This is a genomic window from Paenibacillus sp. FSL R7-0026 (assembly GCF_038004485.1).
Classification (GTDB): Bacteria; Bacillota; Bacilli; order Paenibacillales; family Paenibacillaceae; genus Paenibacillus; species Paenibacillus xylanexedens_A.
On sequence record NZ_JBBORG010000001.1, the window covers coordinates 6,134,505 to 6,148,585 of the forward strand.

At 47.0% G+C, this 14,081-nt stretch carries 14 protein-coding genes; 4 read left to right on the plus strand and 10 right to left on the minus strand.

The window, feature by feature from the left end; genetic code table 11:
• Positions 1–83 precede the first annotated feature (83 nt).
• Positions 84–1,487, plus strand: coding sequence for an MFS transporter (locus MKY44_RS26885; protein WP_341009356.1), 1,404 nt, complete (start codon positions 84–86; stop codon positions 1,485–1,487).
• Positions 1,488–1,796: 309 nt separating this feature from the next.
• Here the strand turns inward: MKY44_RS26885 and MKY44_RS26890 are convergent, their stop codons facing one another.
• The 3 genes from MKY44_RS26890 to MKY44_RS26900 form a co-directional block, all read right to left on the minus strand.
• Positions 1,797–2,264 (minus strand): NUDIX hydrolase, encoded by a 468-nt coding sequence (locus MKY44_RS26890; protein WP_341009357.1) that lies wholly within the window; start codon positions 2,262–2,264, stop codon positions 1,797–1,799.
• 155 nt (positions 2,265–2,419) lie between these two features.
• A complete protein-coding gene (locus tag MKY44_RS26895; RefSeq protein ID WP_341009358.1) occupies positions 2,420–3,631 on the minus strand; it encodes a nitric oxide synthase oxygenase in 1,212 nt (403 codons plus the stop codon).
• A gap of 127 nt (positions 3,632–3,758) precedes the next feature.
• Positions 3,759–4,238 (minus strand): Dps family protein, encoded by a 480-nt coding sequence (locus MKY44_RS26900; protein WP_341009359.1) that lies wholly within the window; start codon positions 4,236–4,238, stop codon positions 3,759–3,761.
• A 359-nt stretch (positions 4,239–4,597) separates the two neighbouring features.
• On the opposite strand from MKY44_RS26900, the gene MKY44_RS26905 reads away from it, so the two are divergent.
• Complete coding sequence (locus MKY44_RS26905) at positions 4,598–4,948, plus strand: cupin (RefSeq protein WP_341009360.1); 351 nt, start codon at positions 4,598–4,600, stop codon at positions 4,946–4,948.
• A gap of 72 nt (positions 4,949–5,020) precedes the next feature.
• On the opposite strand, the gene MKY44_RS26910 is transcribed toward MKY44_RS26905, so the two are convergent.
• Positions 5,021–5,758: an HAD family hydrolase gene (locus tag MKY44_RS26910; protein WP_341009362.1), complete on the minus strand. Its 738-nt coding sequence runs from the start codon at positions 5,756–5,758 to the stop codon at positions 5,021–5,023.
• A 284-nt stretch (positions 5,759–6,042) separates the two neighbouring features.
• On the opposite strand from MKY44_RS26910, the gene MKY44_RS26915 reads away from it, so the two are divergent.
• Both MKY44_RS26915 and MKY44_RS26920 read left to right on the plus strand, forming a co-directional pair.
• Positions 6,043–6,306: a hypothetical protein gene (locus tag MKY44_RS26915; protein ID WP_341009363.1), complete on the plus strand. Its 264-nt coding sequence runs from the start codon at positions 6,043–6,045 to the stop codon at positions 6,304–6,306.
• A 160-nt stretch (positions 6,307–6,466) separates the two neighbouring features.
• The gene (locus MKY44_RS26920) at positions 6,467–6,898 is read left to right on the plus strand and encodes an SMI1/KNR4 family protein (protein WP_341009365.1); all 432 of its coding nucleotides are present in this window, start codon (positions 6,467–6,469) and stop codon (positions 6,896–6,898) included.
• A gap of 179 nt (positions 6,899–7,077) precedes the next feature.
• On the opposite strand, the gene MKY44_RS26925 is transcribed toward MKY44_RS26920, so the two are convergent.
• From MKY44_RS26925 to MKY44_RS26950, 6 genes are all read right to left on the minus strand, one after another.
• Positions 7,078–8,817, minus strand: coding sequence for an adenine deaminase C-terminal domain-containing protein (locus MKY44_RS26925; protein WP_341009366.1), 1,740 nt, complete (start codon positions 8,815–8,817; stop codon positions 7,078–7,080).
• Between the two features lie 170 nt (positions 8,818–8,987).
• The gene (locus MKY44_RS26930; protein ID WP_036612866.1) at positions 8,988–10,046 is read right to left on the minus strand and encodes an ABC transporter ATP-binding protein; all 1,059 of its coding nucleotides are present in this window, start codon (positions 10,044–10,046) and stop codon (positions 8,988–8,990) included.
• Between the two features lie 18 nt (positions 10,047–10,064).
• A complete protein-coding gene (locus tag MKY44_RS26935; RefSeq protein ID WP_017691790.1) occupies positions 10,065–10,856 on the minus strand; it encodes an ABC transporter permease in 792 nt (263 codons plus the stop codon).
• Between the two features lie 4 nt (positions 10,857–10,860).
• Complete coding sequence (locus tag MKY44_RS26940) at positions 10,861–11,682, minus strand: ABC transporter permease (RefSeq protein ID WP_036612869.1); 822 nt, start codon at positions 11,680–11,682, stop codon at positions 10,861–10,863.
• A gap of 280 nt (positions 11,683–11,962) precedes the next feature.
• Entirely contained in the window at positions 11,963–12,901 is a 939-nt protein-coding gene (locus MKY44_RS26945) for a nucleoside hydrolase (RefSeq protein WP_341009368.1), read from the minus strand.
• Positions 12,902–12,995: 94 nt separating this feature from the next.
• Positions 12,996–14,066, minus strand: coding sequence for an ABC transporter substrate-binding protein (locus MKY44_RS26950; protein WP_341009955.1), 1,071 nt, complete (start codon positions 14,064–14,066; stop codon positions 12,996–12,998).
• Positions 14,067–14,081: the final 15 nt, after the last annotated feature.

Genomic DNA, 14,081 nt, shown 5'->3' on the forward strand with positions numbered 1-14,081 from the left:
GGTAATGTCGATAATACGTACCCATATGGAGTAAATGAAGGACTTTTAGGATTCCATTTTATGTGTGAGAGGAGTCTTGGCTCTTGGATATTCGTCGTAACCTGCCTTTGCTGATGACCATTTGTTTCTTAAGTCAGATGGGCGGATTCATGATCCTGCCCCTGTTTCCTTTGTTTATTGAGGAATTCGGCCTGTCCGGCTGGATGATGGGGGTTATTTTTGCGCTTTTTTATGTGGGGAAAGTAATTGGTGGCGTTCCTGCTGCGGCAATTTATAGAAGGCTTGGAGGGAAAAAGGCGCTCATCCTGATGCTAATCCTGCTGGCTGTCTGCATGGGCGGCTTCGCGGTGTCTACTGCTGCGGTGTTATTCGGCCTGCTCCGACTTCTACAGGGGCTCGCTTCCACGGGCCTTACCGTGGTCGTGCGTTCCATCATTGGGGATGGGGGCAGTGTAGACAACCGCGGCCTGTACAATGGATATATCAGCAGCAGTGAGGGCGGCGGTATGGTGCTTGGCCCAGTCATTAGTGGCTGGCTTGCGCTGCACTGGCCATTGTCGGTGCCTTTTCTGCTCGTTACCGTCTGTTGTCTGATGGCCGTGGTTGCTGCGATGGGGATGAAGACGACGGCACAAGCTAGAGCTACACATGAATCTGGGGGGACGTTAAGTGATTATCAACTAGAAGAACCTTCGGCTACTGTGAACCAAGAACCTCTGGACAACTTAACACATTCACTACTCCACACGAATGATGTTTCAGATGATGACACTATTATTGACTCCCCTCCTCATACTACTATAACTGCTGCTCCTTTATCTTCATCACCGTCTGATGCAAAGTATACTCAAGTTGAGTATACCTCCCTATCCGATCAAGCTCCCGGATCAACAACGATTGGCCCACCTACAGAGCTTACCCAGCGTCAACAGCTTCTCGGCTACGGCACAGTACATTTTCTGGAGATGAGCGCGTATGCGGTATTCCTCACCTATTTTGCACTGTATGCAGCTCACATCATGCATTGGGACCCGTTTGCAACCAGTCTCGCCTTCACCGTCTCCGGGATTTCTACGCTTGCCGCTGCTCCCTTTGTTGGTTATCTTTCTGACCGAATGGGCGATCGTCTGTTACTCTGTATGCTCGGCATGTTCCTAATTGGAATCGAAGTTGCTGTATTTCTAAGCACGTCCTCCCATCTATGGGTCTACGTTGGCATGCTCATTGGCGGGGTTGGTGGTGCATGTTACATGGATTCGTTCTTTGCTCATATTGGCGATCATATCCCAGACGAGAGTCGAAGCTCTGTCATAGGCAAAATTGTCTCTGCGGCCGAGATCGGCTCCATCGTGTCTCCACTGATTGCAGCGCTACTTATGGAGGTTGGCTCGCTGTACTCCGTGTTTGTGTTCAATTTGGTGCTGATTGCTGCTGCCATTGTAGTTCAGGCTGCGATGCGGAGTCGGTACAAGACAAAACGGGTGTAAATGCAAAAGGGGGATGCCCCACAAGTCATAAACACGACGGAGGACATCCCTTCATTGGTATAATTTACTCTAACGAACTGCACAAGTGTTATTTGCTTCAATTTTCACAGGGCTGTATTTTAACGAATCACAGAGACGCTATTTCCTTGATCTGTTGCTCCTGCATCGGTTTCAGGCAGGTTGATATCGGAATAACGCCTCTGAAGGTCGTTAGATTTATCATTCCACAATAATTCGTCCTATAAGGCGCGCTCGGTTCGTTAGCTCTACAACTCGTGAGAGAAACCATTTCGGTGGCAACCCTCTCGATTATGCTTTTCCTGATAATGTTGCTATATGCTCTGCATTTTCTTGGATTTTGCTTTTTAAGTAAGGGTCGGTCGTGTCAGGTAATTCTGTTGGTTTATAAAACCTTGCTTCAAGAACTTCTACCCCATCTGGCTTCAGTTCTCCCTCATACTCCGTGCAAATATAACCAATGACCACATTGTAGTATTCATGCCCATTTCTTAATTTCGTGTATAACTCTTTTCCTGAGAAGACGCCATACAGATGAAGTTTCTTGATCTCTATCCCAATCTCTTCTCTGACCTCTCGCATTGCAGACTCTTCCACCGATTCGCCGAGCTCCATAAATCCACCCGGTACTCCCCACGTATCATCCAGATGTCGAACTAATAGAATCTCACCTGTCTTGTTCAAGATCAATATACTCGGTCTCACCAAAATAACAGGAGCATTGCCAACCATTCCTCGCAACGTTTCAATATAACCCATGGATTGTTCCCTCCCCTATGTGAAGTCAAAGTCATGGCTTCATTATAGGCATGTTATATATTTCCATATAGAGAAAGAATCTTTTCATTTCTTTCCTATTTTAAAGCCCTTCGTTTGATAAAAAAGGATCACAAAAAATAACCCGTCTGCACAATTTAATGTGCAAACGGGCATTTCATTGGTGCATCTCCGGCCTGCGGCTGGGGATGCTCTACCTGTGCATTCTGCTGCTCACTGCTTCGCGGCTCTGCGGCAGATGCCACGCCATCTTTCAGGGTATACGCCTGATCCTGATGGAAAAAGTTCGGCTTCACAATCTCATTACGATAGGAGCTGTGGAAAATATGCGTTGTCGCCGGAGATACCGGCGGAATCAGCCACACCCAATCCCCGGTCAGCTCACGCCCAGCCTTCTCTTCCCGCTGTTCAAACATAGCAAATTGCGCTGCCGCCGTGTGGTGATCCACAATGCTCACGCCTGCTTTTTTGAACGAATGCAGCACAGCCACATTCAGCTCAACTAACGCACGATCCTTCCACAATGTCGTTTCACTCGACGTATTCAATCCAGTTGCTGCCGCCACCGCAGGCAGCTTGTTATACCGGAACGTGTCCGCCAGATTACGGGCGCCGATCTCGGTACCCATATACCAACCATTAAACGGCGCTGCCGGATAAGATATGCCGCCAATCTCCAGTCGCATATCAGCAATCATCGGCACACCATACCAGCGCATGCCAAGCTCCGCAATCTCTTCCCGCTCCGGGTGTTCGATAAGAACTTCCACAATCTCTTCTTCAGGCACAACGTACCACTCTGGGGCTTGTCCTTGCGCCTGAATAATAAGCGGTAACACATCATAGGAGCTACCTGCCCCCTGCCAGCCAAGTGACATCGCCGCCTTGGTCAGTTCCACCGAAGCAGGATCTCCAATAATGCCTTGCTCTGTCTCATATCCCGCATAACGAATGAGCTGATGATTCCAGAGTCGTACCGGAGCTCCATTCGGCCCATCCGGTGGAAGGATGGTAATCATCGGGATTACTTTGCCACCGTTGGATGCCACATGAATATGATTCAACACAGCTTCCGCTGCCGTTCCTGCCGTATCAGCCTGACGGGCGTCCACGATCCGCAATTTATCCCAAAACAGACGCCCGATGCAGCGATTGCTGTTCCGCCATGCCATTTTGCAACCCTGCTCCAATTCCTCTGTGGTATGCACATAAGTACCGGTTACTTCGATCTCTCCAATAACGGTAACAAGCCGGGCCTCTGCGTCTTTACGCGAATGGCCCAGCTCTTCATAACATGTATATATAAACCGTTCAGCTTCTTCCTGCAATTGTTCCAGGTCTGACCGCATTGTTCATTCCACCATTCTGTACATCTTGAATGCCATCATTATACGGCAAGCGCACCGGATTTGTAAGCGAACGGACACTTTGTTCACGGACTCTACATATCGTTGTCAGGATGTAGGGTGACTTTGCTTATTTGCCCAGAAATGCGTTTAACATCCAGACCTCTTTATCCAGGACAGCGGTGAATCCAATCAGCATATCTTCCGTTGCGTTATCCTCTGCTTCTCCCGCTTCGTGAATGCCTTGATGAATCACTTCCACCATCGTACGCAGATCAGCAACCACCGACTCTACCATACGCTCAGCAGACAACTGGCCTTGTGCCTCTTCAATTGGAGACAGCCGCAACTGTTCACCCATCGTAGCTACCGGACGACCACCAATAGCAAGCAAACGTTCTGCAACTTCGTCCATATTTGCCGTAGCCAAGTTATATAGTTCTTCGAATTTGGCATGTAGTGTGAAGAAATGAGGCCCTTGGACATACCAGTGAAAGTTATGCAGTTTCGTGTATAGTACGGACCAACCTGCGATCTGACGGTTCAGAACCTCTTGAAGTGCTGTGGCACTATTGGCAAAAGTGTTGTTTCTAGTTTGGATTGTGCTCATGGAATTTATCCCCTCTCGAATATAAAAATAGAATTTGAAATTTATAATGGATTGCTTTGATTCGCTTCTTTTAATTTAGACTTAATCTAAATCTTGTTTTAATTATAACACCGCATATCCTGTTTGGGAAGGCTCCGAACTACTCTTTCAAATGAAGATTTCATGAAGCACTGCTTCATAGAAACATTGGCATAGGCTAAGTAAAAAAGATGATTTTAAGCAAACTCTCCCCAACCTATTGGAGTTATGATAGACTCATCTGATCGGATTATCCATAAATCAGTGAAATAGGATGATACCCATCATAAAGATAGTTACCATTATAGGAAGTTAACTTAGTCACTATTGCGGAGGTAAACATGAGGATATTTCAATTTAAACAAGAGTCAGGGAAAAAGATTACTAAATTCGATTCTAATTTTGTAATGTCACGTATTACGCAGACTAACAAAGCAGCTCATATCGGATGCATGCACTTGGCTGAGGGTGGAGTAGTAGGTTATCACCAAACAGTGGTTCCTCAACTCCTTTTGATCGTAAGTGGAGAGGGCTGGGTAAGAGGTGAAGCAAATGAATACATCAAAGTGCATTGTGGCGAAGCCGTACTCTGGGATAAACATGAATGGCACGAAACCAAAACAGAAGCTGGACTCATGGCAATTGTAATTGAAAGCGAGGAGTTAGACGCCTCATTATTGGTGCCTTTATAGAAAGTACAATTAAAAAAAGCAGACCTGCACCTAAAAACGGTAACAGGACTGCTCCTTTAAACATAAATCTCCTTAAACTCGAACATATTCAAAAGTCAGAATACGACTGATTTCTTCATAACTCCGTGCTACAAAATGGGGCTGATGAGCGGACTCCGGCAATGCCTCCCGATGATTGAACCAGATAATTTTCCACCCCGCATCGACTGCACCTACCACATCATTACGCCACGAGTCTCCAATGTAATAGCTGGAACGGGCATCTGTCCCGGACTGCTTACTCACATATTCGAACAACCTGCGATCCGGCTTCGCATAACCAGTCGTTCCGGAGATGAAGACCAGATGCTCGTCCACGAGACTGAGCACATCCAGTGCTTCAAGCTTGCGCCGCTGGTGCTCTCCTTCTCCATTGGTGATTAGACCAACGGTATGTCCTTCTGCCTGAAGCCTTCTGATTAACTCATACGCTCCTTCAAAAGGCATAATCTCGAACTGTCTACTCAGATACTGTGCTTGTAGTTCTTCTGCCTGTCCCGATTGTATGGGAAGTCCAAACTCCTCCATCGTCAGCTCAAACCTCCGACGGCGCATTCGCTCCACTGCATCCGGCTCCGGTACAGCGGACAGATCTTCTTGTGCAGACAGCCAGTCACTATAATAACGAAAACGGTGATAGGCCTCAGCATAAGGGAACTCATCCGGCAGGCCGAGAACGTCCTGCAACGCGCCACGAAGTGGTTGCAAGTGATCATATAAGGTATCATCCACGTCAAAAAATATGGTTTTAGCATTATTTATTTCTTTCATAATCGTTGTCTATCCTCCTGCTTTGAGTCCAAACATTCTCTTCTTACTATATATGTATTCAATTGTCCCGTCCAAAATAGGATTTCTGGCTGTGTATCTTCAAAGTGAGGATTATGGTTCCAATCAGATTAAGACATCGGGAAGACACGTTCTAATTATGTTAAAATTAGGAAGAATAACATCAGAGGTGATGCTTATGTTTAATCCAAAAGTCTTCTTCTATTAGTTGTGCTAAGGCCATGGCTCTCGAAGCCAAAATCTAACCCGGCACAACGGGGATGAAGATGTTTACACACGAAGAGATTCAATCTTGGGAAAATGAAACAGCTTTTGTACAAAAACACAACAAGAAGTTCATTGATCCAAGAAAAGCAAAGCTGAAAGATCACCGTAAAGGAATCAAGAGCACGCATTACAACAAAGAATGTAAACCTGCTCGTAAACAGGATTATCGTCTATATAAAACCAGAATGAAACGCCTGATGTACCGTGAGGAATACGATCTCCTGCACAATTATAAACGTACGAGTGGTTGGCTTACCTGGTAAGCAAGAGTTAGAAAAGGTAGTCCTACATAACTCTTCCTATTGTTATTTGGTATAAACGGTAGAGCCAGTCTTGAAGGGCTGCCTTCTTTTCATTGAACAATAAGACGATATTTCATACGAATCATATAATTAAATTACATAATGCCGGGAGGACTCCTTCATGTGGAAAGATTATTTCAAGGGAATTTCAGAAGAGTATGCATTCAGTTCTCCTGCATCTGGAGATGAAATCGCAAAGGTTGAGAGCTCATTTCAGGTCACTCTGCCTCATGAACTAAAGGAAATATTGTTGGAAACCAATGGGGTAAGAGCCATTTATGATTTAGGACTAATCTGGTCAGTGGATCGAATCAAAAATGAAAACAAACACTATCGTGACGACCACTTCCAAGAATATTATATGCCATTTGATAACCTTATTTTCTTCGGCGAAAGTGGTATTGGTGATTTATTTGCGTTTCCAGTGACCGGAGAAGGAATCTGCAGAGACGACGTATTTGTGTGGAATCATGAGAATGATAGCCGAAAGTGGGTTGCACCGTCAGTGTCCAAATATGTGGAGTGGTCATTACAAGGGAAGATCCTAATCTAGCTCAGGTTTATCATGCAAGATTAAGCATACAGAAACATAATTTAAATCTTTTACTTGAACAAGAATACCCCGTCACACCACTTACCATGGCGAAACGGGGTATAAGACTTTTTATACTACATTTACTCCACTATCACACAATCTAATTAGAGGTACAACACAGTATGTGTGTATTCTAGTTAGATTACTAACGATACAACCTTACCTGCATTCACATCAATCAGGCCATGGTCCGTGATCTTCAGCGCTGGACTTACCGCAAGAGAGTGAGTACTGATCGACATGATCGGGTTGTAATGCACATATCCAAGAGACAACATCGCTGCTCTCAGTTCCTTCACTTGATGGGACACCACTGCCAGTGGTTCTTCCGTCAAAATGCCACCTACGGGAAGTTCCAGATGGGACAGCACCTTACCATCTTCCACCACACAGAAACCACCTTGGCTCGAAATTACCGTGTTAGCTGCCAATATCATATCTTCACGATTACGTCCTACAACCAGCAGGTTGTGATTGTCATGTGAATATGTCGTTGCAATAGCACCGCGTTTGATGGTGTCTCCACCGATCAGACCGTGTGCACGATTGCCGTTCACGCCATAACGTTCAAAGGTAGCAATCTGCGCATATCCGCTTTCTTCCCATAACAATTCGCCATCCGCAGACTGAATCGGTGCAATATGTTCTTCCACAAAAGTAGAACCATCCTTCACCATCATGACACGGCATTGGTACTCACCTTCATCAGCGAGATCAACACCTACTCCACTGACTTTTGGGTCTGACAACTGAATTGCAAAATCTGCTACGCCAAGCTCCTCCAACTGCACACTCTTATAGAAGTGAGGTGGGAATTGCCCGGTTACTCGTTCTTGCTTATACGGTTCGGAATTGTCATAAGCTTTGCGGCCGTTTTTGTACACCTGATCAATCGAAAGCTCCTCCAGGTTGGATAGCAACACATAATCGGCCACCTTGCCTGGGGCCACGCTGCCACGATCGGTCATTTTCATCCGCGAAGCAGGGGTAGATGTTGCGGCATAGATTGCATCTTCAGGACGCATCCCCATTTGAATCGCTTTGCGTACGATGTGATCCAGATGACCATGCTCCACCAGTGAATCCGGCATCACATCATCCGTTACAAAGCAGAAATGCTGCGCCACATCATGTTGAATCAGGTACTCCATAACTTCCGGGGTCATTGATTTCTCCTGAATTTCAATAAACATACCTGCGGCAATCCGCGCCTGTAATCCCTCAATGCTCTGATGGGTATGGTCGGAATCAATACCTGCGTAGATCAGTCGATGCAGATCGAGTCCAAGCAGTTTCGGTGTATGTCCTTCGATCACAAGATCCGGATAGTTTTTGCGAATATGCTGTAAAATCTGGTTTGTCTTGCATTCCGGATCACGGATGACATCGACATAATTCATGATCTCGCCCAGACAGATGATCTCGCCAGTGGCGAGCAACACGTCCATATCTTCAATCTCGATCGAACCACCTGTTGTCTCCATCGGGGTTGCCGGAACGGAACTCGGGATCGCATAGAACATATCCACGGTGGTCTCCCGACTCACAGCCATCATCTCCTGCACACCCTCTAGCCCGAATACATTCGCCATCTCATGCGGTTCTGCGACAATGGACGTTACCCCGCAGCCAATCAGACCATGAGAAAAGGTTTCCGGTGTCACCATCGTGCTTTCGATATGCAGATGGATATCAATCAAGCCAGGAATCATGTATCTTCCCCGCGCATCGATGACTTCGTCTGCCTGAATCATCTCAGGCCCACCGGGTCCAACATACAGGAATCTGCCGTCCAACACAGCGACGTTGTTCATTTCAAACCGTTTATAATAACTGTTATACACATGTACATTCACAATTAGTTGATCTGCACGCATGGGGCATAATCTCCTTCACAAACATTTCACCACGATCCGGACTGGACAATGAACCTGTACTTTAATCTGATGCAATGCAATGATTGCGTACCACTGCCTCGTCCGGAATCATCGTATGAAATGCCTTCTTTGCTGCTCTTATTTCTTAAAGCTACTCCCTACATTCACGGCTATTCCACCAGTACAAGCTTGTCCTGTGGGAAGATCAGGCTAACACGCTGCCCACTAAGGTACGGTGTTTCCATCTCCTGATTTGCTGTAAAATCACCCAGTTCCGTCTCAATTACATACTGATAGCTGCGTCCCAAATACGTGCTGACTTTGATAATACCCGGCAAGGCGTTCACCACATCCGCAGAGGTATCTCCACTAACGATCAGATCATCCGGGCGAATCGCGCCTTTACGAGCACCGGGACGTGCTGTTCCAGGATGTGCGGTTGCTGTAAATGTGCGTCCACCTGCGCTCAGTGTGATTAATTCACCTGCATCACTACGCTCAGCGAATTCAATGAAATTATGGAACCCGATGAACCGTGCGACAAACTCCGTTGCCGGATATTTGAAAATCGTTTCCGGGCGGTCGAGCTGCTCAACCACACCTTTGTTCATAATCGCTACCTGATCCGAGATCGAGAAGCACTCTTCCTGGTCATGAGAGACATACAGCGTTGTAATGCCCAGCTCTTGCTGAATCCGGCGAATTTCCACCCGCATGTTGAGGCGCAGGTTGGCATCCAGGTTACTAAGTGGTTCGTCGAACAAGAGCAGGTCAGGCTCAATCACCAATGCACGAGCAATAGCTACACGCTGACGCTGTCCACCGGACAGTTCTTGTGGAAAACGTTTCTCAAATCCATTCAGGTTAACCACTTCCAGGATTCGCATCACACGAGAAGAGATATCCTTGTCTTTTACCTTACGCATCCGCAGGCCAAAAGCCACGTTGTCATAGACAGACAGATGCGGGAATAACGCATAACTCTGAAATACAAATCCGAAGTTCCGCTTGTTCGCCGGAACCTTCGTATAATCCTTGCCGCCGAACATAAACTTGCCCTGTGATGCTTCCAGAAATCCGGCGATGAGGCGCAGCGTAGTTGTTTTGCCGCAACCGCTCGGTCCGAGCAGGGAGAGTAGTTTACCTTTTTCCAGCTCCAACTGAAAATCCTTCAGGATTGTCTGCTTATCGTATGCCACGGATACGTGGTCTAATGTCAGCAATGCCATAGCGTTCTGCGCCTCCAATTAACGTTTAGTAAAGTATGAAAATCCGCCCATGATCCGTTCGATCACGAACATTAAGAGTCCAGTCAGTACCATCAACAGCACGGAAATTGCTGCAATCGTTGGGTCAAAATAATTCTCCACATACGTCAGCATCTGGATCGGTAATGTGCTTACCCCTGGTCCGGTCATGAACACCGAGATGTCCACGTTGTTGAAGGACTCCAAGAAGGCAATCAGCACGGCAGCGATAATTCCTGAGCGGATGTTAGGAAGCACGATCGTGAAGAACGTTCTTACCCGTCCCGCACCAAGACTCAGCGCAGCTTCTTCCACTGCAAAGTCAAAGCTCGACAGACTCGATGCGATAACTCGAATGATAAATGGAAGCATGATAATCGTATGACCGATCAACAGTCCAAGGTACATCGGCAGATGGTAGATTACGATCAGGTATTTCATCAATGTAAAACCAAGCACGATTCCCGGGATTAGCACCGGGGACAGGAACAGTGCGTTCAGCACAGACTTGCCTTTGAAATCGTAACGACTGAGTGCATACGCAGCCGGAACTCCGAGTACCAGTGCCAACAGGTTCCCCAGCAGGGAAATGATGATGGACGTCTGGAATGTGCGGAGGAAACCGCCTGTGTTGAAAATATTCTCATACCAGCGGAAGGAGAATCCTTCCGGCGGAAATTTGAGTACCGTTCCCGGTTCAAACGAAGTGACCGATATGATCAGAAGCGGGCCCAGCAGAAAGATAAAGACCAGCAGACTGAACAGGCCCAGCCCGATATGTTTCTCCCGCATATGTCTACCCCTTCGGATTTAAAGTTTTGGCCATTTTGTTCATGACACCGACCACGACAAATGTAATCACAATCATAATCGCGGCAACAACCGAGGCCAGATACCAGTCGTTGAGGGTCATGGCGTTCTGATACAGGAACGTAGCAATCACGCGTTGCTTACCTCCTAGGAGGGCAGGTGTTGTATACGCCGTCAGGCTTCCGACAAAGACAAGCACGGCTCCGATCACAAGTCCTGGCACAGCCAGTGGGAACACGACCCGGCGGAATGCCGTAATACGCGATGCCCCCAGACTTTGCGCTGCTTTGAGCAGGTCACCGTCTATGTTCTCAAGTACACCGACAAGAGAGATAATCATCAGTGGCAGGAACAGATGCGTCAGACCGATCATCATCGCTGCCGGCGTGTACAGAATGTCCAGCGGCTTGTCCACGATACCTAGACCAACAAGGGTGTTATTGATCAGCCCTTTGCGTCCAAGAATGATCATCCAGCTAAACGAGCGCACGACCGGGCTTGTCAGCAGTGGGAAGATCGCCAGTGCCAGCAAAATGCCTTTGCGGCGCGGCGCTTTCTGCGAAATATAATAAGCTGTCGGGAATCCGAGCACCACACAGACAATCGTGGTGACCACGCTGACTTGCAGCGTCGTAAGCAATATTTTCAAAAAGTATGGGTCTCTGAAAAAATGCATGTACCCTTCAAACGTGAAGGAGTTTTCTTGAAAAAACGTCGACCCGATCGTCAGGACAATCGGAATGATCATAAATGCCGCCAAAAACACGAATCCCGGCAGCAATAGCCAGTAGATTACTGATTTCTTCATCGCGATACTCCTGACTCTTAAAATGGTTTTATTCACACGTTTCACTGGCGCACATTTCAAAATAAACTCCATGTTCATCGCACCAGCCGTTCCGGTTACGAATCGTTCTTACGATCGCTGTTATCCTTGGATTTTCTTGATCTTTTCTTATATAGAAGGAAAAATCCAAGGATAAAGGCGAACGCTTCGCTTCTTCAGAATCGATTTCGTCCCCTACACTAGCAGCGAAATACGTAAGGATTGATTTTGAAATTTAACTCCATTGCCGTGAAGATCATAACTACGCGTTTAACGCGTTGATAAACAGTTCAAGGAACGCTTCTGCGTCCACGGTTTCGCAGACGAGGGTGTTGGGCTGCTCGCCCAAACGGTTTTGGAAGTCACATACCATTTGGCCATCGCACAGGCGGCTGGCGGTTTCGACATCGACATAATACGATTTACGTCCAACCAGTTCAGGGGCAAGGGCTACGCCAACGGCCAGCGGGTCATGCAACGCGCAAGCGCGGACGCCGTTCATTTGTTCGTAACGGTTGATGTAAATCTCCGTGCTCTGAGCCACGTACGCGCGCAGTGCAGGATCAGTGAGACGCTCAATTGTTGCTTCATTTAGCAGCGTTTGACGCGTTACATCCAATCCGACTTGGGTAAGCTTCTCGATGCCTGCATGCAGTACAATGCGTGCAGCCTCTGGATCAGCGTATGTGTTGTACTCGGCGGTTGGTGTAATATTGCCATGTCCGCGAACAACACCACCCATGAAGATGACTTCCTTCAATAAAGAAGGCAATTCAGGACACTTCATCAGCGCGAGTGCCAGATTGGTTAAGGGTGCGGTCATGATTAATGTCAGTTCGCCCGGATACAACTTGGCTTGCTCCACGATAAAGTCTGGCGCAAAACCTTCCTCGGCTTTCTTAGACAAGGCCGGATCAGGTAGCGCACCGCCCAATCCGTCCTGTCCATGTACCCGGTGTTCATAATGCGACTTGCGAGTAAGGGGTCCTGCCGCTCCAGCAATCACCGGAATTTCAGGTGCACCCGCAAGTTCAAGGATTTTGCATGTATTCTCTGTTGCCTGCTGGAGTGATACGTTCCCACAGACTGTGGTGATACCGAGAATGTCCAGCTTTCGGCTTTTGACCGCCAGCAAAATTGCCAGTGCATCGTCAATCCCCGTGTCCACGTCCAGAATGATGCGATTTTGCGCTTCACTCATCCGTTCTCAACTCCTATGCGGTGATATGGTTGCTTGCTGCAAATGATTAAGTTAAACATGTTGACCAAAGATAACTTTTAAGAAATTCGGTTGTTTATTGCGCAATCTCACGGTTCCAGCGATCTGTCCAGCCTTTAACCTGTTGATTCACGAATTCCATATCCAGCTTGTTCAGCTTCTCAACAACTTCAGCGCCATATGTTACGCCTTCTGCTTCTTCAGCAGTCAGTTCAACCTTTGTGTTAACCGGGGAATCGACTTTCGCTTTAGCAGATTTCGCTTGTACATCCTGGCTCAGCTGCCAGTTGATGAACTCTTCAGCAAGCTCTTTGTTTTTGCTACCCTTCACGACATTGATCGTGTTCATCACGGCATATGCACCTTCGCTAGGTGTAACAAATTTCGCATTAGGAATAGCTGCTTTCAGATCTTTGAAGTACATTTCCATGATCGGTCCGCCAGCAATTTCTTCTTGGGAGAACATGTTCACGAACTCGGACGTTTGGCTATAGAATTTCACCACATTGCCGCTCAGTTTTTTCAGTTCAGCAAATGCCGCATCTTCATTAAACGTATCGTTTCCGGCTACACGGGAAGCCGCATCCACAACCATTGGGCCTGCTGTTGCCGTAATATTCGGGATGGTCAGGTTACCTTCGAACGCCGGGTCCCACAGGTCACTCCATGAAGTCACTTCTTTGGATACGAGATCCGGGTTATAAGCGATACCGAGCTGTCCTACCGTGTAGGCTGGGCCATAATCTTCACCAAGTGGTGCTTTGGCAATATCATAAATGTCATTTACATTTGGAATTTTGGAACGATCGATTTTCTCAAACAAACCTTCATCGATACCTTGTTGTGCATAATAATCAGACAGGTAGATAACATCGACATTTGATGTACCTTGACGAATTTTATTCAGACGTTCAGCGTTATTGCCGACTTCGAGCACGATGTCTACATTATGTTCTTTTTCGAATGGACCAAATACTTCTTCATTAAAGAAATCTTCGGAGAAGCCCCAAGTGGAGATAACCAATTTGTTAGCTGCTGTTCCCCCACTGCCTGATCCGCCTGTTGCATCATCCGTGCTGCTGCCACAACCTGCAAGTAATACTGATGTCATTGCCACTGCTGCCAAACCGCTAATCCACTTTTTCATCATGATCCTGATTCC

Excerpts from the sequence above, each read along its gene's own strand:
- MKY44_RS26950 (WP_341009955.1), bottom strand. The coding sequence starts at position 14,066 with ATGAAAAAGTGGATTAGCGGTTTGGCAGCAGTGGCAATGACATCAGTA.
- MKY44_RS26890 (WP_341009357.1), bottom strand. The coding sequence starts at position 2,264 with ATGGGTTATATTGAAACGTTGCGAGGAATGGTTGGCAATGCTCCTGTT.
- MKY44_RS26930 (WP_036612866.1), bottom strand. The coding sequence starts at position 10,046 with ATGGCATTGCTGACATTAGACCACGTATCCGTGGCATACGATAAGCAG.
- MKY44_RS26925 (WP_341009366.1), bottom strand. The coding sequence starts at position 8,817 with ATGCGTGCAGATCAACTAATTGTGAATGTACATGTGTATAACAGTTAT.
- MKY44_RS26940 (WP_036612869.1), bottom strand. The coding sequence starts at position 11,682 with ATGAAGAAATCAGTAATCTACTGGCTATTGCTGCCGGGATTCGTGTTT.
- MKY44_RS26905 (WP_341009360.1), top strand. The coding sequence starts at position 4,598 with ATGAGGATATTTCAATTTAAACAAGAGTCAGGGAAAAAGATTACTAAA.
- MKY44_RS26945 (WP_341009368.1), bottom strand. The coding sequence starts at position 12,901 with ATGAGTGAAGCGCAAAATCGCATCATTCTGGACGTGGACACGGGGATT.
- MKY44_RS26915 (WP_341009363.1), top strand. The coding sequence starts at position 6,043 with ATGTTTACACACGAAGAGATTCAATCTTGGGAAAATGAAACAGCTTTT.
- MKY44_RS26900 (WP_341009359.1), bottom strand. The coding sequence starts at position 4,238 with ATGAGCACAATCCAAACTAGAAACAACACTTTTGCCAATAGTGCCACA.
- MKY44_RS26895 (WP_341009358.1), bottom strand. The coding sequence starts at position 3,631 with ATGCGGTCAGACCTGGAACAATTGCAGGAAGAAGCTGAACGGTTTATA.
- MKY44_RS26910 (WP_341009362.1), bottom strand. The coding sequence starts at position 5,758 with ATGAAAGAAATAAATAATGCTAAAACCATATTTTTTGACGTGGATGAT.
- MKY44_RS26920 (WP_341009365.1), top strand. The coding sequence starts at position 6,467 with ATGTGGAAAGATTATTTCAAGGGAATTTCAGAAGAGTATGCATTCAGT.
- MKY44_RS26935 (WP_017691790.1), bottom strand. The coding sequence starts at position 10,856 with ATGCGGGAGAAACATATCGGGCTGGGCCTGTTCAGTCTGCTGGTCTTT.